The 19,027-nt window shown below is 63.0% G+C and carries 17 protein-coding genes and 1 riboswitch; of the genes, 11 read left to right on the forward strand and 6 right to left on the reverse strand.

Annotated features, from left to right (window positions below):
• Positions 1-2: 2 nt before the first annotated feature.
• The 4 genes from HPO_RS14925 to HPO_RS14940 form a co-directional block, all read right to left on the reverse strand.
• Positions 3-2,180, reverse strand: coding sequence for a M3 family metallopeptidase (locus HPO_RS14925; RefSeq protein WP_051612661.1), 2,178 nt, complete (start codon positions 2,178-2,180; stop codon positions 3-5).
• Between the two features lie 128 nt (positions 2,181-2,308).
• A complete protein-coding gene (locus HPO_RS14930) occupies positions 2,309-3,247 on the reverse strand; it encodes an NAD(P)H-dependent flavin oxidoreductase (RefSeq protein WP_035600420.1) in 939 nt (312 codons plus the stop codon).
• Between the two features lie 82 nt (positions 3,248-3,329).
• On the reverse strand, positions 3,330-3,677 hold the full coding sequence (locus tag HPO_RS19910; RefSeq protein ID WP_051612659.1) for a DUF3088 family protein: 348 nt from the start codon (positions 3,675-3,677) through the stop codon (positions 3,330-3,332).
• Between the two features lie 13 nt (positions 3,678-3,690).
• Positions 3,691-4,341, reverse strand: a complete 651-nt coding sequence (locus HPO_RS14940; protein ID WP_084324351.1) for an exopolysaccharide biosynthesis protein — start codon at positions 4,339-4,341, stop codon at positions 3,691-3,693.
• A 142-nt stretch (positions 4,342-4,483) separates the two neighbouring features.
• Between HPO_RS14940 and HPO_RS14945 the strand changes: the two genes are divergently transcribed.
• Positions 4,484-5,296, forward strand: a complete 813-nt coding sequence (locus HPO_RS14945) for an enoyl-CoA hydratase/isomerase family protein (RefSeq protein ID WP_035600421.1) — start codon at positions 4,484-4,486, stop codon at positions 5,294-5,296.
• A gap of 6 nt (positions 5,297-5,302) precedes the next feature.
• Here HPO_RS14945 and HPO_RS14950 read toward each other — a convergent pair whose 3' ends face one another.
• Complete coding sequence (locus HPO_RS14950) at positions 5,303-7,264, reverse strand: alpha/beta hydrolase family protein (RefSeq protein ID WP_035600422.1); 1,962 nt, start codon at positions 7,262-7,264, stop codon at positions 5,303-5,305.
• A 150-nt stretch (positions 7,265-7,414) separates the two neighbouring features.
• Positions 7,415-7,492: riboswitch (SAM riboswitch) on the forward strand.
• An 81-nt stretch (positions 7,493-7,573) separates the two neighbouring features.
• On the opposite strand from HPO_RS14950, the gene metA reads away from it, so the two are divergent.
• From metA to HPO_RS14995, 9 genes are all read left to right on the forward strand, one after another.
• Positions 7,574-8,491, forward strand: coding sequence for a homoserine O-acetyltransferase MetA (metA, locus tag HPO_RS14955; protein WP_035600424.1), 918 nt, complete (start codon positions 7,574-7,576; stop codon positions 8,489-8,491).
• Between the two features lie 14 nt (positions 8,492-8,505).
• Complete coding sequence (locus tag HPO_RS14960; protein ID WP_035600426.1) at positions 8,506-9,666, forward strand: acyl-CoA dehydrogenase family protein; 1,161 nt, start codon at positions 8,506-8,508, stop codon at positions 9,664-9,666.
• Positions 9,666-10,565, forward strand: a complete 900-nt coding sequence (locus HPO_RS14965) for a lysophospholipid acyltransferase family protein (RefSeq protein ID WP_051612660.1) — start codon at positions 9,666-9,668, stop codon at positions 10,563-10,565. Before HPO_RS14960 ends, HPO_RS14965 begins: the two co-directional genes overlap by 1 nt.
• A gap of 2 nt (positions 10,566-10,567) precedes the next feature.
• A complete protein-coding gene (locus HPO_RS14970) occupies positions 10,568-11,677 on the forward strand; it encodes a DUF3667 domain-containing protein (protein WP_035600428.1) in 1,110 nt (369 codons plus the stop codon).
• A complete protein-coding gene (locus HPO_RS14975) occupies positions 11,674-12,024 on the forward strand; it encodes an MmcQ/YjbR family DNA-binding protein (RefSeq protein ID WP_035600430.1) in 351 nt (116 codons plus the stop codon). The genes HPO_RS14970 and HPO_RS14975 overlap by 4 nt, the downstream gene beginning before the upstream one ends.
• A gap of 87 nt (positions 12,025-12,111) precedes the next feature.
• A complete protein-coding gene (locus HPO_RS14980; protein WP_035600431.1) occupies positions 12,112-13,848 on the forward strand; it encodes an amidohydrolase in 1,737 nt (578 codons plus the stop codon).
• A gap of 3 nt (positions 13,849-13,851) precedes the next feature.
• Positions 13,852-15,003, forward strand: coding sequence for an acyl-CoA dehydrogenase family protein (locus HPO_RS14985; RefSeq protein WP_035600433.1), 1,152 nt, complete (start codon positions 13,852-13,854; stop codon positions 15,001-15,003).
• An 81-nt stretch (positions 15,004-15,084) separates the two neighbouring features.
• Positions 15,085-16,050 carry a retropepsin-like aspartic protease gene (locus tag HPO_RS14990; RefSeq protein WP_035600434.1) on the forward strand — a complete coding sequence of 322 codons (966 nt, stop codon included), beginning with the start codon at positions 15,085-15,087 and terminating at the stop codon, positions 16,048-16,050.
• A 79-nt stretch (positions 16,051-16,129) separates the two neighbouring features.
• Positions 16,130-17,332 (forward strand): FAD-dependent oxidoreductase, encoded by a 1,203-nt coding sequence (locus tag HPO_RS14995; RefSeq protein WP_035600437.1) that lies wholly within the window; start codon positions 16,130-16,132, stop codon positions 17,330-17,332.
• Here HPO_RS14995 and mutM read toward each other — a convergent pair.
• Complete coding sequence (gene mutM / locus HPO_RS15000; protein ID WP_035600506.1) at positions 17,323-18,168, reverse strand: bifunctional DNA-formamidopyrimidine glycosylase/DNA-(apurinic or apyrimidinic site) lyase; 846 nt, start codon at positions 18,166-18,168, stop codon at positions 17,323-17,325. The genes HPO_RS14995 and mutM overlap by 10 nt on opposite strands.
• A gap of 46 nt (positions 18,169-18,214) precedes the next feature.
• Between mutM and HPO_RS15005 the strand changes: the two genes are divergently transcribed.
• Entirely contained in the window at positions 18,215-19,003 is a 789-nt protein-coding gene (locus tag HPO_RS15005; protein ID WP_035600440.1) for a class I SAM-dependent methyltransferase, read from the forward strand.
• The last annotated feature ends 24 nt before the right edge of the window (positions 19,004-19,027 follow it).

The raw sequence follows: 19,027 nt of genomic DNA on the forward strand, positions 1-19,027 counted from the left end.
GATCAGCCTTCGGCAGGCGATGGCTCACCGAAGCCGCGATTGCGCAGCAGCGGCTCGATGCCCGGGTCAGACCCACGGAAGTTGCGGTAAAGCTCGTCGGTCTCGCGCAGGCCGCCGGATTCGAACACCCACTGTTTCAGCTTCGCGGCGATCTCCGGATTGAAGATGTCGCCGGACTGTTTGAAGGCGTCAAAGCCGTCCGCATCCAGAATTTCTGCCCACAGGTAGGAGTAGTAACCAGCCGAATAGCCGCCGGCGAAGATGTGGGAGAAATAGGTCGAGCGGTAACGCGGCTCGATGATTTCCGGGATGTTGTACTTGCGGAGAACTTCCAGTTCAAAGTCGCGCGCGCTGGTGATCTTCGCGGCTTCTTCCGAAGACAGCATGTGCCAGTGAAGGTCGATCAGCGAGGCGGCGATGAACTCGGTGGTCTTGAAGCCCTGATTGAAGGTCGAGGCATTGTTCATCTTGTCGACGAGTTCCATCGGGATCACTTGGCCGGTCTGGTGATGGCGCGCATACATCGCCAGCACCTGCGGCTCGCTCCACCAGTGTTCCATCACCTGGGAGGGGAACTCCACATAGTCAGGCCCGCCATAAACGCCCGAGAAGCTCGGATAGCGGATCTGCGTCAGCAGGCCGTGCAGGCCATGGCCGAATTCGTGGAAGAGGGTTTCCACTTCGGTGGGTGAGAGCAGGGTCGGCTGGCCGGCCGCCGGGGTCACCAGGTTCATGTTGTTGGTGATGATCGGGCGGATGCGCTCGCCGTCCATGTCCGAGGAAGACCGGTAGGAGCTCATCCAGGCGCCGCCGCGCTTGGAAGACCGGGCATACATGTCCACCATGAAGAGGCCGAGATGCTCGCCGGTGGCAGCATCCTTGACTTCATAGGACTTCACAGCCGGATTCCAGCCCGGCACGCTGACTTCTTCGATGGAAATATTGAAGAGGCGCGAGGCAACTTCAAATGCGCCATCAAAGGTGGCGTCGAGCTGGAAGTAGGGGCGCAGCTGGTTTTCATCGAAGGCGTATTTGTCCTGACGGACTTTCTCCGAATAGAACCACCAGTCATGGCCGAGGATTTCATGCCCGGCGATCTGTTCCATGTCCGCCTGTTCTTCGGCGGCGCGTTTGAGGCCGGGTTCAAGAACCTTCTGCAGGAATTCCAGCGCCGCTTCCGGCGTGTGCGCCATCCGCTGTTCCAGAACATAATGGGCGTGGCTCTTATAGCCCATCAGCTCGGCGCGCTTGGCGCGAAGCTGGGCGAGCTTGATGGCCAGCGGGCCGTTATCGTAGTCGCCGGAGGAGGCCACGTTGCGGTAGCCGTCAAACAGCTGGCTGCGCAGCTCGCGGTCTTCGGCGCTCGACATGAAGCCTTCGAAGAAGGAGCGGCTGAGGCCGACGGCCCATTTGTCTTCGCCTTCCACCTTCACAGCGTTCTTGAAGTCATCCGTCAGGCCACCGAGGCGGGCCGGGTCGGTGATTTCCAGCTTGAAGGCGTTGGTGGCGTTCAGCAGGTTCTGGCCATAGGTGGTCGTCAGGCCGGAGATTTCGGCGTTGAGCTGGGCGATTTCGGCCTGGGCCGCCGGGGGAAGGCCCGCGCCGGCGCGCACGAAATTGCGATGGGTCAGCTCAAGCAGGCGGGCTTCCTGCTCGTCGAGGCCGAGGCGGTCGCGCTGGTCATAGACGGCTTTGACGCGCGCAAAGAGTTTCGGGTTGAAGGTCACCGCATCCTGCTCGCGGGTGAGCATCGGATAGATTTCGCCTTCAAGCTGGTTGAGGGTGTCGTTGGTGTCGGTGTTGGTGATGTTGCCGAAAACGCGGATCACCTTGTCGAGCGACTGGCCGGTTTTCTCCAGCGCCAGGATGGTGTTCTCGAAGGTCGGCTCGTCGGGATTGTTGACGATGGCGTCGATCTCGGCGCGCATCTCGACGATGCCCTTCTTGACCGCCGGCATGTAATGCTCGTCCTTGATCTCAGCGAAAGGCGGCACGCCATAGGTGCCGGTCCATTCGGCGCGGAAGGGGTTTCCTTCCAGCTCAGCGTCGCTGATCTCGATTTCGGGCAGCTCGATCTGGCTGGCGATCTCGGCTTCGGGTTTGGGCGCTTCAGACGCGCCGCAAGCGGCGGTGGCAGCAAGAACAAGAGCAGCGGCGCCGCCCTTCAGCATTTCGGACATTTTCATCATGCTTCCTCTGGCAATGAAGATTGCACGCGGTTTAGCCGCCGGAGGCGCAGATTTCCAGTGAAACGGTCAGAAAGGGGCGATTTACCCCCGAGATTGACCCGAATGGCGTAAGTTTCGGCTCAGCGGGGCAGCGCGGAGACGACGCGGTGGTACTCTTCCAGGGTTTCCTCGAAGATCTGGGCAACCGGCTTCACCTCCTTGATGCGCCCTGCTACCTGGCCGGTGAGCGCAATGCCCGCTTCCAGATCGCCGCCGAAATAGACGTCCTGCGTCTTGGCGAACTCGCCGAAAATGTTGGGGCTGCCTTCCTTTTCGATCCGGCTGGTGCGCTGCGTGCGCAGGGCGCGCAGGGCGGGGCCGGGGCCCTGGCGGTTGAGGAAGACCGTGTCGGTAGCGTCGGCGCCCACGATGGCGTCCTTCCAGTTGGGGTGGGCCGGGCTTTCGGCGCTGGAGAGGATGCGCGTGCCCATCAGCACGCCTTCCGCCCCCAGGGCAAACGCTGCTGCCATGCTGCGCCCATCGGTGATGCCGCCGGCGGCGACGACCGGCGCGTCCACCGCCTCGCACACCTGCGGGATCAGCACCATGGAGGCGACATCCTTCGCGTTCTTGAAGCCGCCGCCTTCGCCCCCTTCCACGATCAGCCCGTCAACGCCCGCCTCGATGGCGCGCATCGCTCCGGAGAGGGAAGGGACAACATGGAAGACCGTGAGCCCGGCTTCCTTCAGCGTGGCGGTGTATTTCATCGGGTCGCCGGCCGAGGTGGTGACGAATTTGATGCCCTGGTCGATGATGAAGGGGATGATATCCGGATCGCGCACAAAGGCCTGGGCGACGTTCACGCCGAAGGGCTTGTCCGTCAGGGTTTTCATCTTCCTGATCTCTTCACGGATGGCGCCGAGTTCACCGGATGAGGTTTCGATGATGCCCATGCCGCCAGCATTGGAGACGGCCGAGGAAAGCTGAGCGCGCGCGATCCAGCCCATCGCGGCCTGGACGATCGGCTTTTCGATGCCGAGCATTTCGGTGATGCGGGTCTTGACGGGTTTGGCGGGCATGGGCGGGTTCCTCCGGGACGTTTCTTTGTATGGGTTGGATGAGTGGGGCCGCTAACGCGGCGGGAGGCAAGGGGGGGGGCGTTCAGCCCCCGCGCGGCATGGGCGTGCCGTAAAGCCCTGCGAAATGCCGCGCAATCAGGCGGGCGGACGGGAGGAAATCGTGGCCGCCGGCCTGATTGTAGGTGACATCCGGCGTGCGAGGAGAGCCTTCGGCGAGCACGAGGGTCGGCGCGTTGTGTTTCCCCGGACCTAGCAGATCGGCAATCGGCCCGCGCGGGTGCTCAATGCCGACATAGACGACATGCAGCGTTTCTCTGAGCGCCGGATACCAGGCAAGCAGGCCCCAGATTTCCGCGCATTCCGGGCAAAACTCCCGCTGACCATTGGCGGCAAAACCCGGTGGCAGGAGGAAAAGCGTATCGCGGGGCATGGGGAAACTCCTGTCAGCTGCTGAAGAAACCGAAAAGACCCTGGCCCGCTTGCAGGGTGAGCCAGAGCAGCACGCCGAAATAGATCAGAGTCGCAAGAATGAACAGGTAGCCGCCGATCACCACCAGCCCGTCCCGCTGGGACATCCCGATGGACAGCAATACGATCGCGAAGGCGGGCAGGGTGTTGGTAAAGGGAATGAGGCCGAACGGCGCCATCATCAGCACGGCGGCAAATATGATCGCGGTGCCATTCAGGCGCGCGGGCAGGCCCGCGGCGGTGATGCCCCGAAACCGGGGGCGCACCACGCGCTCAACCCGCATGACAATACGCATACCCCGCTTCAGCGTGCCCTTGAGTTTCTCGGAATTGAACTCCTTGTGGGCGAGGCGCCGGGGAATCCAGGGCATCCGGTTACCCGTGATCCCGGCGGCGATCAGAATGATCGCGGGCCCGAACACGCCGCTGACTCCCGGAATGGAGACCGGCAGCAGGAAAGGAATGGCCAGAAGCGCGCAGAGAAAGAGAAGGCCCTGTTCGCCGATCAGGTCCAGCAGGCGGCGCAGGGTGATGGTCGGCGTGTCGATAGCGGCCAGCGTACGTTCCAGGGTCACATGGAGCGGGTCATTTGTGTCCTGAAAGTCCTGTATGGCCGGCGTGCTCACATGCGCTCCTGTCGTCTTGCTCCGGCAGATAGGGTGGCAATTAGGGGGAAATAAGGGCGGCCAGAACGGAGAAGCCAGGTTTTATGGCTTGCCGGGCAGCCGGTGGAAATTAGGGTGGCGGTAAAACCGGCCGGAGGAAAAGATGAGCGCAGCATACGATATCACGCAGGACAATTGGCAACGGTTCACCCTCGAGCGGAAGGGGCGTGTGCTGACGGCCTATATCACCTCTGATCACCCTGTGAACGGGGTAGACGAGCAGATGCACACCGAACTCGCGCTTGTCTTCAACTGCCTGCAGCGGGACAGCGAAAGCGATCTCATCATCCTCTCGGCCCGGGGCCGTGCCTTCTGCGCGGGCGGAGATTTTGACTGGTTCGAGGAACAGATTGCCCATCCCGAACGCTTCCGCGCCATCGGCTGGGACGCCAAGCAGATCGTGGTGACCCTGCTGCAGATGGAAAAACCGATCCTTTGCCGCATGAATGGCGCTGCCGCCGGGCTGGGCGCCACCATCGCGCTGCTCTGCGATGTGATCATTGCCGATGAGACCGCCAAGATCGGCGACCCGCATGTGAAGGTTGGCCTGGTTGCGGGGGATGGCGGCGCGCTGATCTGGCCGCAGCTGATCGGCTTTGCCAAGGCCAAGGAGTTGCTGATGACCGGCGACCTGCTGGACGCCAAAGAGGCCCAGCACCTCGGCCTTATCAACTATGCTGTGCCCGCATCGGAGCTCGACGCGAAGGTGGATGAGATCGCGGGAAAGATCATGGCCAATCCGAAATGGGCCGTCCGCTGGACCAAGACGACCGCCAACATCCCCTTGCGCGCGCTCGCTGCGCAGCTGATGGACGCCTCCATCGGCTGGGAGAGCGTGTCCAATTATCTCGGCGACCGGAAAGAAGCGGTGGCCGCCTTCAAGGAGCGCCGCGCGGCGAAGCTGACGGGGGAGTGACCCCCCTCAGCGCCGACCGGGGTGGTTTGCCTCCAGGAAGTTCAGGGATTCGGAGAGGATTTCTTTCCGAGCTGTGGTGCTGCGCAGGTAGTGATCCTGTCCGTTCATCTCAATAAACGTTAGGCCGGAGCGCGTTCCCCACGCTTTGGCGAAATTTCTGGATTGCGAGACCTGCACGACCGAGTCGCTTTTCCCGTGAAAGATCATGACGGGAACGGAGTATTCGCTCGTCCGTGCTGCGGGGGTCACGCTCCTGCGCATCTCGGGAGCGGAAAACTTGTCGCCGCCAACATAGCGCGCCCAGTATTGATAACCTGCCGCGTCCGTTTGGTAACTCGCCATATGGCCAAATATGTCGGTCACCGGCGAAACCGCGATGACGCAAGATACCTCCCCGGACGAATTCAGGCCGCTCATGAGGGCGGCGTAGCCACCATAGCTGGCGCCGACAACACATGCGCCCCCTTCTTTGGAGAGCCCTTCAGCTGCGGCCCAGCTGGCGGCGTCGATGATATCATCAATCATCTTGCCGCCGAACTCTCCAAACCCGGCGTCCCGGAAGGCTGGTCCGTATCCTGAGGAGCCGCGGAAGTTTGGCTGGATGACCGCATATCCGGCCTTGGCGTATGCTTGTGGCCACCAGTCAAAAGTCGCATTGTCGCGCGATTCAGGGCCTCCATGCGGCATCACGATAACCGGGAAGGGGCCGTCCGATTTGCTCTTTCCTGGGGGCAGGGTCAGATATGCCGGTATTTCAAGGCCATCACGCGCCTTGTAGGCAAAGGGCGAGACGCTGCTGGCGGCGTCCTCGGGAAGGTGAGGCGCGATACTTCCCAGCGGGGAAATCTCGGAACTGTCGGCATCATAAAGAAAATACTCGATCGGCTTGCCCGCGCTCTCTGCCGAGATCGTCATCATCGAGCGGTCTCTCGACATCGAACGTATACGCACTTCTTTCTGGAAAATCTCTTCCAGTTCCGCCTGAAGGGAAATCAGGGTCGGGTCGGTATACATATGACCCACCAGATCGTCTTCATAGGCAAAGCCGTAGATGGTGCCACGATCCTCGTCTCTCATGACGCCGAGATTGCCGATCTCCTCTCCATCGATCACGATGGGCGCGATTTCCCCATCGCTTATGCGAATGGTGTGAAGGCCGTACAGATCGCCATGGTCTACCCGCACGATGACGCTTTTGCTGTCATCGGACATGCCGATCACATCCATGGGCCAAACCGGCGCATTCCTGAGTTCAAAAAAGCGGCGGTTATCCTTCGCCGTTTCAAGAGCAAATTCCCCGCGTTGATCATTGTAGATGATATTCACGAGGGGATCGCAATTCTTGTCAACGAGAGTGCCCGCGATCGAGGCATTCCGGAATTTCAGCGCCTTGCCGCGCCCTGAGGCCAGGTCAACCTCATATTGCTGGCTGCGGATTCCGGATTTGACCGCGCGGATCCTGCTGCCGGTCTGGGCGTCCTCCGTAGGCCGGACAGTCAGTTGCATCAGGATTTTGTCCGGCTTGGCAGAGCAGGTGGACACAACATTTGTCGTGTCCAGATAAAGCCCGACATTTGTCAGCAACATCGTCAGTTCGCCCGTCGTCACGTCGAAGGAAAGGGCTCTGCGGAACTCATACTCCTGAGGCCTTTCCAGCATTTTCAAGGACGTAAAAGTCGCTGAATTGCTGATGATGTGCTTGTCGCTGGCCCAATAGAAATTCAGGAGGCGCGTTTCCTCAGATCCTTGCAGCAGGCGTGGCTCTCCCGGCGACTGCATGTCGTACACACAGATGGAGGGCCAGCCCGTGGGGCTGCATCCCAATGCCACGTACCGGCCGGTGGGGGATATCTGCGCGTCCCAGACATTGTCGGCCTGGCCGTAAAGGCTGGGAATATCTGCAGAGGCCGTGCCGGCAGCCAGCCAGCAGGCAATTCCAGTCATCATCGCGAGGAAGTTCTGGCGCATGGATCGTTCTCCTCTCGGCGGCGGAAAGTTTCGTTTCTTGAGAATCAATGGCAATCCTGCGGCGAAAAGACAACCCGCTCATCGCGGCCGGGGCCACCGGCGCCGCCTTGCAAGCGGCCGGGATTTGACGCCGCGCCTTGCCCGTACTAAATCCCATTCCGTGGTGATTTGGCCGGCCGGCTTGCAGCCACGTTAAACAACTCGCTAAAGGGCCGAGATGCAGGGAAACCGGGGTTCCGGGCCTGCCTTTCTCCCAGATTGCGGCGCTGTTTATTGGACCTGAAGCGGGCCGAAGAGGACGTTTGAGCCATGCCGATCCGGATTCCCGATACGCTGCCTGCGCGTGAAACCCTTCTCAAAGAGGGCGTGGCGGTGATGCGCGAGACCGATGCCATCCGGCAGGACATCCGCCCGCTGCAGATCGGCCTTCTGAACCTGATGCCCAACAAGATCCGCACCGAGACGCAGATTGCGCGCCTGATCGGCGCCTCGCCGCTGCAGGTGGAGCTGACGCTGGTGCGCGTGGGCGGGCATACACCCAAGAATACGTCGCAGGAGCACCTGATCAGTTTTTACCAGACCTGGGAAGAAATCCGGGAGCGGAAGTTTGACGGCTTCATCGTGACTGGCGCGCCGGTGGAAACGCTGCCGTTTGAAGAGGTCAATTACTGGGATGAGCTGACCCAGATTTTCGACTGGACCGAGCGCAATGTGCATTCCCCGCTCTATATCTGCTGGGGCGCGATGGCGGCGGCCTATCATTTCCACGGCCTGCCGAAACACCTGCTGGAGGCTAAAGCCTTCGGCGTATTCCGCCACCGCAATCTTGATCCGGCCTCGCCCTATCTTTCGGGCTTTTCGGATGATTTCTCCATTCCCGTTTCGCGCTGGACCGAAGTGCGCCGCAATGAGGTTCTGGAGCGGCCTGAGCTCCGCCTGCTGATCGACAGCGATGACACCGGACCTTGCCTGCTGGAAGACCGCGCGCGGCGCAGCCTCTACATGTTCAATCACGTGGAATATGATTCCTTCTCCCTGAAGGAAGAGTTCGAGCGGGACCGGGAAGCGGGCAAGCAGATCCAGGTGCCCTATGGCTACTTCCCCGGCGATGATCCCACCCGCCAGCCGCTCAACCGGTGGCGCAGCCATGCCCATCTGCTGTTCGGCAACTGGATCAACCAGACCTACCAGTCCACGCCGTTCAGCCTTGACGAAATCGGCGGTTAGCGGAGAAGTGCGGCATGACCTATTTTGCCGCAGAACCTGACCATGTGACCGAAATCCGCCGCCAGCTTTCGCGATGGGTGGCCGAAAGGATGCCGCGCGAGAAGCGCCGGCAATGGGACCGGGAAGCCACCTGGGACCGGGCCCTCTTCCGTGAAATCGCGGAGATGGGCCTGATCGGCCTCACCATTCCGGAGGAATATGGCGGGCAGGGGGAGGACATTTACGCCGCCGCCGCCGTGATTGAGGAACTCTGCCAGGGCGGGCCCAGCATGGCCGGGCCCTATATTCACGCGGCCTTCTATGGCGGGCTCAATATTTCCGAGAACGGATCGAAAGCCCAGAAGGAAGAGCTGCTGCCCAAGCTGGCGCGCGGAGAGATATTCCTTGCCTATGGCCTGTCGGAGCCGAATGTCGGCGGTGACCTTCCAAGTGTCGAGACGCGGGTGGAGCGCCAGGGAGACGAGATCGTCATCAAGGGCGCCAAGCGCTGGTGCACGGGGGCGGACTGGGCGGATTATACCTACTGCCTCTGCCGCTCGGGTGAGCCGGGCGCCCGGCATGGCAATCTCACTTTCGTCCTTGTGCCAACAAAGGCCAAGGGCGTCAGCATGGCGCCGATTGAGCATGCAAACCTGCGCTACACCCATTCGATGGATGTGTTCCTGGATGATGTGCGTCTGCCCGAAAGCGCCATCGTTGGCGGCCCGGAAAAATGGAACCGGGGCTGGGACGCGCTCGCCGGCCGGGCACTGGACGTGGAGAAGATCGAGATTACGGCGGTTGCCTTCGGCCTTGCCCGCGCGGCGCTGGAAGAAGCCTGGCGCTATGCCGGGGAGCGCGAACAGTTTGGCAAACGCATCGGCCAGCATCAGGCGATTGCCCACAAGCTCGTCACCGCCCGGACGAAACTCGCCGCCTGCCGCCACATGCTTTATCACGCGGCGTGGCTGGCGGGCACGGGCCAGCCCTGCTCGGCAGAGACGGCGATGGCCAAGCTTTATGTGGCCGATGCCGGCGTGGAGATCGGTCTCGCCTGCCAGCAGGTGATTGGGGCCTATGGCCTGTCAGACGCCTATGACATCGAGCGCAACCTGCGCGACCTTCTGGGCATGCCGATCGTGGGCGGATCATCCGATATGCAGAAGAACAACCTTGCGCGCATGTGGCGGCTTTGATGGACACTGCTGCAGCGCCGGAACTCTCCTATGCGGCGTATTTCAACGACCCGCTGAAGCGGGCGCTGGTGCGCGCCGTGGAGCGGGCGACGGGGCAGCCAAAGCTGGCGCGCCTCTATGAGCGCTACCGCGCCGGTGAACTGGGCGAGACCGGCTTCTTCGATGCCGCCATCCGCCTGCTGGATCTGACAATAAGGTTCGATGAGGTCCGCCTCGCCGCCCTGCCGGCCGAGGGGCCGCTGGTGATCGTGGCCAACCATCCCTTCGGCGTGCTGGATGGGCTGGTGATCAGCTGGCTGGTAGGCCGGCGGCGGCAGGATTTCCGGGTGCTGACCAATTCAGTGCTTGATGCCGTGCCCGAGGCCAAGCCGTATCTGCTGCCGGTAGACTTTGCCGGAACGCGCGAGGCGGTGGCCGCCAACATCGCCATGCGGCGGGCGGCGCTCGCGCATGTAAAGGGCGGGGGCTGCGTGATTGTGTTCCCGGCGGGCGGGGTCTCCACCACGCCCGGCCCGTTTGACCCGCTCGCGGTGGATGATGACTGGAAGCCGTTTACCGCCAAGCTGATCACCCATGGCCGGGCCGCCGTGACGCCGGTTTTCTTCGAGGGGCAGAATTCGCGCCTCTTCCAGATCGCCTCGCATCTGTCGCTGGAATTGCGCCTGGCCCTCGTTTTCCGGGAGGTCCGCCGGCGGATGGGCAAGACGCTGACGGTGGGGATCGGTGAAACATTGAGCCCCGCAATGTTGGAGGCGGCCGGAAAAAGGCGCAATCTGATGGCGTTCCTGCGCGAGCGAACCTATGGGCTTGCGCCGGAGGGCCGCGCTTTGCGATACCATGCGGCAACGGCCCGTTTCATGGCGAAGAAGCCGCGCGTGTTCCGCGGACCGGAGGGGTAGAGATGAGCGATAGCTTTGGCGAAGCCGCCGATACAGCCATGGAACATGCCGGCGCGGATGCGGCCGCCGGTCTTGGCGGGGCCAGGGGGAAGCCCGCCGGAACCCATTGCCTGAACTGCGGCGCCCCGCTGACCGGGGATTTCTGCCATCAGTGCGGCCAGAGCGCGCAGAGCCTGCGCCAGCCTTTCTGGGCACTGCTGGCGGAGAGCGTCGAGACATTGTTCTCACTCGACAGCCGCGCGGCGCGCACCCTGCCGGGATTGCTGTTGCAACCTGGCAAGGTCACCCGCGCCTATCTGGATGGCCAGCGCGCCCGCTTCATTCCGCCTTTCCGGCTCTATGTGCTCGCTTCGCTCGTCTTCTTCGTGTTGCTGCCGCTGGTGACGGGGCAGGGCCTGTCGCTCGTGCCGGGCGGCAACCAGAATTTCGACGAAGCCCGCACCCAGATCGAAAGTGCCTATGCCGCCGGGGAGATGACCGAGGAGGAATATCAGGCCGCGCTGCAGGGTATCTCCGAAGCCGAGAACATTTGGAGCAGCGGGCCGAGCATTTTTATCCCGGATCCTCCAGCGGTCCCCGGCGCGGAAGAGGCGGCGCCCGCCGAGTCCCCGGAAGACCCTGAATGGGCCGGTTTCATGCCCAAGGACGCGCTGGAAGCTGTCCGGAATGCCGGGGCCAGCGGGGACGAGGAAGCAGCCCGCTTTGCCGAAGTGATGGATAATCCCGGCCGGCTGGAAGAACAGACGCGGGAATGGATTCCGCGCCTGATGTTCGTGATGCTGCCGGTCTATGCCCTGTTACTGGCGCTGGTCTATCTCTGGCGCCGGCAGTTCCTGTTCTTCGATCACCTCATCGTGTCGCTGCATTTCCATTCGGCGCTTTTCCTCGCCATGGCGCTCGGTATGCTGGCCGGCTATCTGGTCGGCCCGGGCTGGGTGACGCTCGCTCTCCTCGTCTATTCCAACTGGTATCTCTACCGGTTGAACCGCGTGGTTTATGGGCGTGGGCGGTTCACCTCAGTGCTCCGCGTGCTGACGCTCGACAGCATCTATTTCTTCATTCTGATGTCGACGCTGCTGGTCGCGGTAATCCTGGGCGCGCTGTCCATATGATCAAGCCGGAGAAGCTCCGGGCGGAGGCGCTGAAGCTTCCCCATGCCCTTGAGCGCCCGCATTTTGACTGGGCGAGTTTCCGGGTGGACGCCCAGAAGGGCAAGATATTCGCCACCCTGCCGCCCCATCATGAGTTTTCCAATGTGTTCCTGACGCCGGACGAGCAGAGGATGCTATGCGCGGCAGAGCCGCGCATCTTTTTCCCGGTGCCCAACAAATGGGGGGAGAAGGGGGCAACGTCCATCCGCCTGGCCGCGTGCGATCTTGCCACCCTGCGCTCGGCCCTCGTCATGTCCTGGCGCCATGCTGCGCCGGTACAGCTGCACGCGCTGCTCCCCGGAAAATGAGACCGCCCAAAGAGGCAGGCTTGCCAACACTGGCCGGTTTGGCCGATGGTTCGGGAAAAAGAAGATATAATCCAGGGGAGAGACGCCATGCCATCCAGAGCAGGCTTCAGGATTTTGTGCAGCGCTGTGGCGGGGCTCTTTCTGGCTGCCTGCGCCGCGCCGCAGAACATGGCGCAGCAGCAGGTGAGCGCCGAGAGCGCGGTGATCTTCGTCAATGCGCAGATCATAACGGTGGACGATGCCTTCCCTCAGGCCGAGGCGGTGGCGGTGCGCGACGGCCGTATCCTGGCTGTAGGGACACGCGAAGAGGTCAACCGGGCAGCCGGCACCGGCGCCAGCCTGCGCGATCTCGGCGGGGCAGCCCTCGCGCCCGGTTTCATCGATACGCATGGGCATTTTGCCATGCTGGCGCAGACCGCCGGGATGGCAAATGTGCAGCCTCCGCCCGCCGGGCCTGTCCGCTCAATCCCCGAACTGCAGGCGCAGCTGGAAGCCTGGGCGCTGGCCCATCCAGATTCCCCCTGGATCCTGGGTTGGGGCTATGACGACAGCCTGCTCGCCGAGCAGCGCCACCCGGCGCGGGAAGATCTGGATGCCGTCTCCACGGAAAAACCAGTCTTCCTGATGCATACATCGGCGCACCTGGCCGCGTGCAATTCGCTTTGCCTGGACGCCGTCGGCATCTCCCCCGAAACGCCCGATCCGGAGGGCGGTATTATCCGTCGGCAGAGCGATGGGCGCACGCCAAACGGTGTTCTGGAAGAAACCGCGCTTTATCTCGCCTACGCGCATCTGCCCCAGCCCGTCGAAAGCCAGCGCCTGGCCGGGCTCAGCGCCGTTCAGGAACTCTATGCCAGCTATGGCATCACCACGGCGCAGGAAGGCGCGGCGCAGGGCCAGAATATTGCCGACCTGCAGAAGGTGGCCGCGCGCGGAGACCTGTATCTCGATGTTGTCGCCTATCAGCTTTTCCAGAAGGACGGCGTGATCCCTGAGGATTTTGCTGTCTCAAAGACTTATGACAGCCGCTTCCGGATCAGCGGTATCAAGCTATTGCTGGATGGCTCGCTGCAGGGGCGGACGGGCTGGCTGACGCAGCCTTATGCCACGCCGGGGCCCGGACAGCCGGCGGAATATTCCGGCTACAGAATTCATAGTGACGAGAGCGTGGCCAATCTGTTCGAGCAGGCTTATGCGCGCGATATCCAGATCATCGCCCATGCCAATGGCGACCGGGCGATTGACCAGTATCTGGACATGATGACGCCGGTGATGGCTGCCCATCCGGGGCAGGACCAGCGCCCGGTGGTGATCCACGCCCAGGCTGCCCGGCAGGACCAGCTGGAAGAGATGGCGGCCGCCGGCATACTGCCTTCCTTTTTTGCGGCGCACCCCTTCTATTGGGGCGACTGGCACCGGGATGCTATACTGGGGCCCGAGCGCGCTGCCTTCATCAGCCCGCTTGCCGCCGCCAAGGCACTTGGAATTCCGTATACGGTTCACAATGATCCCCCGGTGGTGCCGCCAGACGTGATCCGGCTGCTGTGGGTGTCGGTAAACCGGGAAACGCGGTCAGGTCAGGTGCTCGGGGAAGACCAGCGGGCGAGCCCCATGGACGCTCTGCGCGCGGTCACGCTGAACGCGGCCCGTCAGTATTTTGAGGAAGCCGAGAAAGGCTCGATCACGCCCGGCAAGAAGGCTGATTTCGTGATCCTCTCAGATAATCCGCTGACGATGGATCCGGCGGACCTGCAATCCATCCGCGTCCTTGAAACGATCAAGGAAGGCGTCACCATCTATACCGCTGCCCGCCAGGAGAATTGATCCATGCCGACGCCGCTTGACCAGCTGACGCCGCTGCTGCCCGAACTGGCCTCCCGCGCCGCCGAGATGGAAGAGGCCCGCCGCCTGCCGGCTGATCTTGCCGCAAAGCTCGCCGCCACCGGTGCCTTCCGGATGGTGACCCCGAAAGCCTTTGGCGGGCTGGAGCTCAGCCCGCGCGAGATTGTCGAGGTGACCGAGGCGGCTGCCCGCGCCAATGCAAGCGCCGGCTGGTGCGTTATGATCGCGGCCACCACGGCACTCAACGCGGCCTATATGGCGCCCGAGCATGCGCGCGAGGTCTATGCCGATCCGCTGACGATCACTGGCGGTGTGTTCGCGCCGATGGGCCGGGCGGTGGTGGAGGGAGAGCATTTCCGCGTTACCGGCCGCTGGCAGTGGGGCTCGGGCTCGGCCAACTGCACCTGGCTCTGCGGGGGCTGCACGGTCTGGGAAAATGGCGAGATGAAGCGTTTGCCCAGCGGCGCGCCGGATACGCGGATGATGGTGTTCCCGGCCTCCGAGGCGACCCTTCACGATACCTGGCATGTGATGGGCCTGAAAGGCACAGGCTCGGGTGATATTGAGGTGAAGGACATTCTCGTGCCGCGCGGGCGGTCGGTGTCTTTGGTAGCGGACAAGCCGCGCGAGGTGGGCGCATTGTTCAAGTTTCCGGCCTTCGGCCTGCTGGCGCTGGGCGTTTCTGCCGTGGCACTTGGCAATGCGCGCGGCGCGCTGGACGCCTTCCATGCCCTTGCCACCGTCAAGAAAAGCCAGGGCTCGACCAAGACGCTCAGCGAGCGCCAGACCATGCAGGCCGATTTTGCGCGCTGCGAGGCGGAATGGCGCGCGGCGCGGGCCTATCTCTTTGCCGAGATTGACCGGGTCTGGACGATTGCGCAGGGGGAGGGGGAGATCCCCATGGAGGCGCGCGCTGACCTGCGCCTGGCCTGCACCCACATGACGCGCAGCGGAGCGTATATCTGCCGCACACTGTATGATCTGGGCGGGGGCGCGGCCCTTTTCGAGACGAACGACCTGCAGCGCCGGTTTCGGGACGCGCATGCCATCACCCAGCATATCGTCACCGCGCCTTCCACGCTGGAACTGACGGGGCGCATCCTCTTCGGCCTGCCGACGGATGCCGGTATGGTCTGAAGTCTTCTGGCCGCCGCCCCGCTTCTGTGGCATTCTGGGTCAAAGCGCCAGGAAATGGCCTGAACATGGGAGGATCTGCCGATGCGCAGCTTGGTGTCGGTGGCCGCGCGGAAAGGATTAGGCGCCGCATTGACGCTGGCGCTTCTGTCGGCCGTATCGGCGTTTGCCGCGGTGGAGCGGGTCACCTTCCCCCTCCTGTTCAACACTCAGGGTTATTTCGTCGTCCAGGCCAGTATAAATGCCAGCCCGCCGGTGCCGGTGGTCATTGATACGGCCGCGACCATGGCAATGATCGATAGCCGGGCCGCTATGGCTGCGGGCATTTCGGGCCCCTCTGATGAAGAAGACCGTGTCTCGGTGTTCGGGCTTCTGGGCGAGCGGCAGTATGGTCAGGTCAAGATCCCGCAGGTGCGTGCCGGTTCTGTCAGCCTGCATCAGGTAACCGCCGCCTATAATGACCGGGAGGCGATGCCCGGCGGGCCCCTTGTGATACCCGCAACGGCTTTTGGCGGCGATGTGATTGATTTCGATTTTCCGGCGGGACAATTCTCCGCCTATAGTGGACGGCCAAAGCGTGTCGGCACAGTGTCCCCGGCTCGCAGCGCGCTGACGGAAGTTGATGGTCTTTATTTCGCCGAGATCAGCATCAACGGCGTCAAGGGCAAGGCGCTGGTCGATACCGGATCTCCCGTCAGCCTCATGAATTCGGCCTTTGCGCGCGCGGCTGGCGTTCCCCGCAATGAGGAGAAAACCCAGCTTCTGCAAGGCGCCACTGGCGGAAAACTTCTGGCGCATGTGGCCACCGCGCGCCAGATTTCGGTCGGCTATTACACCTTCCGCAAGATGGACATGATCGTGGCAGATCCCGCGCTTTTCGGTGATCTGGGCTTGCAGCAGGAACCCCTGATGCTGCTGGGCATAGACTATCTCTCCCAATTCCGTATGCAGATTGACCGCAGGCGCAATGTGCTGCTGCTGACAGCGGCAGATGCGGGCCAGCCGATACTGATGGAATTCTACGCCAGAGATACGCGCTTACCCAATTAGAGCCCTGCTGCCCCTTGCCAATGCGCCGCGCGTGGCGTCAACAGAAGCCATAGTCTGGTAGGGGGCGTCTGGCCTTAGGATGGCGCGGCAGTTCAGCATAGGGATCGCAGGCGCCGGGATTGGCGGGTTGGCGGCAGCGGCGTTGCTGGCGCGGGAAGGGCACAGGGTTACCCTGTTTGACCAGTTCGACGCGGCCGGGCCGGTCGGCTCGGGCCTGATGCTGCAGGAAACAGGGCTCGCCGTGCTCGGTGCCATGGGCCTTCGGGAGAAGGCTGAAGCGCTAGGCAGCCCGATTGCGCGCCTGCACGGCATTTCGGTGGATACGCGCCGGGCTGTTCTGGATGTGCGCTACGCTGCCCTGCGCGCGGGGCTTTGCGGCCTTGGCATCCAGCGATCTGTGCTGTTCAGCCTGCTGCAGGAAGCTGCCCATGCTGCGGGCGCGCGCCTTGTGCCGGGAACGCGCATCCTGTCTGCCGGCCGGGCGGAGGGGACGCTGGCAGACGCGGCCGGGGGCCAGCACGGGCCCTATAATCTGGTAATCGATGCGCTTGGGGTGCGCTCCCCGCTTTCTGCTGCGCCCCGGAAGGAACTCGCCTATGGCGCCCTCTGGGCCACGCTGCCCTGGCCGGAAGGCAGCCCTTTCGACCGGGCCGCGCTGGAGCAGCGCTATGAAGCGGCGCGAAAGATGGCCGGCGTGATGCCGTCTGGCCGCGCCAACCCGCAAGCGCCCGGCAGCCTCACTTATTTCTGGTCGATCCGCGCTGACCAATATGACGCTTTCCGCGCCGCGCCGCTCACCCATTGGAAAGACGCCGCCTGCCATTTATGGCCGGAAACCGAGGCGCTGCTCCATCAGATTACGGATCATGAGCAGCTTACCTTTGCCCGCTATCGCCACCGCACCCACCGCGCCCCGGTGGAAGGCCGGCTCGTGCATATCGGCGACGCCTGGCACGCCGCCAGCCCGCAGCTTGGGCAGGGGGCCAACATGGCGCTGCTGGACGCTTATGGTCTTGCTCATGCCCTGCACGGAGAGGCGCGTATCGCCGCCGCTCTGCGCCGTTTCTTGAAAATCCGCGCCGGCCATGTCCGGCTCTACCAGCTGATGACCTGGGCGTTCACGCCGGTCTACCAGTCAGATGGCGTGGTGACGCCCTGGCTGCGCGACCGGCTGGCTGCGCCGCTGCTGCGTCTCTGGCCCGCCCCGCCGGTTCTTGCAGGGTTGGTCGCGGGCGGCTTTGGCGCGCCGCTAAAAAGGATGGGGCTGGAGCCCTACCGCTGACAGCTCGGACAATAAAATGTCGACCGCCCCGATTGAACGATCCGTTTGACCTCGCTGCCGCAGGTTTTGCAGGGCTGGCCTTCGCGGTCATAAACGTCAAACCGGTGCTGGAAATAGCCGAGCGCGCCATCGGTGGCGGCAAAGTCGGAGATCGACGATCCCCCCGCCTCGATCGCCTCGGCAATGACGGCATTAATCGCTAGGGCGAGGCGCGCGGCCCGCTGGCCGGGGATCGTCTTCGAGAGCCGATTGGGCGAGATGCCGGACCGGAACAGCGCTTCGCAGACATAGATGTTGCCCAGGCCCGCAATCACCTTCTGGTTCAGCAGCGCAGCCTTGATCGGCGCCGCCTTGCCGCGCAGCGCTTCGTCCAGATAGGCGGGGGAAAAGCGGTTGGAGAGCGGCTCGGGGCCCATCGCCATTAACCGTGGGTATGCCGGGAAAGTCGCGGCGGGCCAGAGTTCCATGAAGCCGAACCGGCGGGGGTCGTTATAGGTCACCGTCTCGCCCCCCTCCATATGGAAGACGACATGATCATGCGCGCTGATCCCGCCGGCAGCGTGATGGAACTCGCCCGGCATCTGGCCGCCAATGGTAAACCGCCCCGTCATGCCCAGATGCATCACCAGCACCTCGCCACTAGAGAGGTGCGCTGCCAGAAATTTCGCCTGCCGGGCAAGCCGGTCGATCCGCGCCCCGGCCACTCTTTCGACGAAGCGTTCGGGCAGGGGAAACCGCAGGTCCGCCCGCCGCTGCTCCAGCTTCAGGATACGCCGGCCCTCCATGACGGGGGCCAATCCGCGGCGAACTGTCTCGACTTCAGGTAATTCAGGCATCTTTATCGCATATACGCTAAGGCATTCGCAGGTAAGATAGGTTCCCATGACCGGCCAGGACAGCAAAGAACGCATCGTCTCCTTCGGCTTCGAAGATGTGACGCAAACCGAGAAGGTCGCCCGCGTGAAGGGGGTCTTCCGCTCGGTCGCGTCCCGCTATGACCTGATGAACGATCTGATGAGCGCCGGGGTCCACCGCCTCTGGAAGCATGACGCGATGAACCGCCTCAACCCGCAGCCGGGCGAGCGTCATCTGGATGTGGCCGGCGGGACCGGCGAGCTTGCCCGCGCCTTTCTCGCCCTGGCCGACAAGGCCGGCAAGCGGCGCGGCGATACAAGGCAAGCCACCGCCATCGTCTCTGACATCAACGACGCAATGCTGGAGGCCGGCAAGGCACGGCCAGACAATGCCCAATGGGGCGACCGTCTCGCCTGGGTCTGCGCGGATGGCCAGAACCTGCCTTATCCGGACAAGACCTTTGATGCCGTCACGGTCTCCTTCGGTATCCGCAACTTTGCAGACAGGGTGGCGGGACTGCGGGAATTCCGCCGTGTACTGAAGACGGGCGGGCGCCTCGCCGTGCTAGAATTCAGCCACATGACCGCGCCGATCCTTCAGGAAGCGTATGACCGTTACAGTTTTGCTGTCATCCCGCGCATGGGCGAACTCGTGGCGGGAGACCGCGACAGCTATCAGTATCTGATCGAATCCATCCGCAAATTCCCCGGCCAGCAGACCTTCAAGTCAGAGATCGAAGGTGCAGGCTTTGGCCAGGTGTCCGTCACGAATTATTCCGGCGGCATCGCCGCCCTGCATTTCGGCTGGGCGGTCTGATGCGGCCGGCTTTTAGTCAGGCGG

Origin of the sequence: Hyphomonas polymorpha PS728, assembly GCF_000685315.1 — a bacterium.
Taxonomy (GTDB): Bacteria; Pseudomonadota; Alphaproteobacteria; order Caulobacterales; family Hyphomonadaceae; genus Hyphomonas; species Hyphomonas polymorpha.

Bases quoted from the DNA above. Each gene is read 5' to 3' on its own strand.
- HPO_RS14985 (WP_035600433.1), top strand. From the start codon at position 13,852: ATGCCGACGCCGCTTGACCAGCTGACGCCGCTGCTGCCCGAACTGGCC.
- HPO_RS15005 (WP_035600440.1), top strand. From the start codon at position 18,215: ATGACCGGCCAGGACAGCAAAGAACGCATCGTCTCCTTCGGCTTCGAA.
- HPO_RS14950 (WP_035600422.1), bottom strand. From the start codon at position 7,264: ATGCGCCAGAACTTCCTCGCGATGATGACTGGAATTGCCTGCTGGCTG.
- mutM (WP_035600506.1), bottom strand. From the start codon at position 18,168: ATGCCTGAATTACCTGAAGTCGAGACAGTTCGCCGCGGATTGGCCCCC.
- HPO_RS14990 (WP_035600434.1), top strand. From the start codon at position 15,085: ATGCGCAGCTTGGTGTCGGTGGCCGCGCGGAAAGGATTAGGCGCCGCA.
- HPO_RS14925 (WP_051612661.1), bottom strand. From the start codon at position 2,180: ATGTCCGAAATGCTGAAGGGCGGCGCCGCTGCTCTTGTTCTTGCTGCC.
- metA (WP_035600424.1), top strand. From the start codon at position 7,574: ATGCCGATCCGGATTCCCGATACGCTGCCTGCGCGTGAAACCCTTCTC.
- HPO_RS14945 (WP_035600421.1), top strand. From the start codon at position 4,484: ATGAGCGCAGCATACGATATCACGCAGGACAATTGGCAACGGTTCACC.
- HPO_RS14960 (WP_035600426.1), top strand. From the start codon at position 8,506: ATGACCTATTTTGCCGCAGAACCTGACCATGTGACCGAAATCCGCCGC.
- HPO_RS14975 (WP_035600430.1), top strand. From the start codon at position 11,674: ATGATCAAGCCGGAGAAGCTCCGGGCGGAGGCGCTGAAGCTTCCCCAT.
- HPO_RS14980 (WP_035600431.1), top strand. From the start codon at position 12,112: ATGCCATCCAGAGCAGGCTTCAGGATTTTGTGCAGCGCTGTGGCGGGG.
- HPO_RS14970 (WP_035600428.1), top strand. From the start codon at position 10,568: ATGAGCGATAGCTTTGGCGAAGCCGCCGATACAGCCATGGAACATGCC.
- HPO_RS19910 (WP_051612659.1), bottom strand. From the start codon at position 3,677: ATGCCCCGCGATACGCTTTTCCTCCTGCCACCGGGTTTTGCCGCCAAT.
- HPO_RS14930 (WP_035600420.1), bottom strand. From the start codon at position 3,247: ATGCCCGCCAAACCCGTCAAGACCCGCATCACCGAAATGCTCGGCATC.
- HPO_RS14995 (WP_035600437.1), top strand. From the start codon at position 16,130: ATGGCGCGGCAGTTCAGCATAGGGATCGCAGGCGCCGGGATTGGCGGG.
- HPO_RS14965 (WP_051612660.1), top strand. From the start codon at position 9,666: ATGGACACTGCTGCAGCGCCGGAACTCTCCTATGCGGCGTATTTCAAC.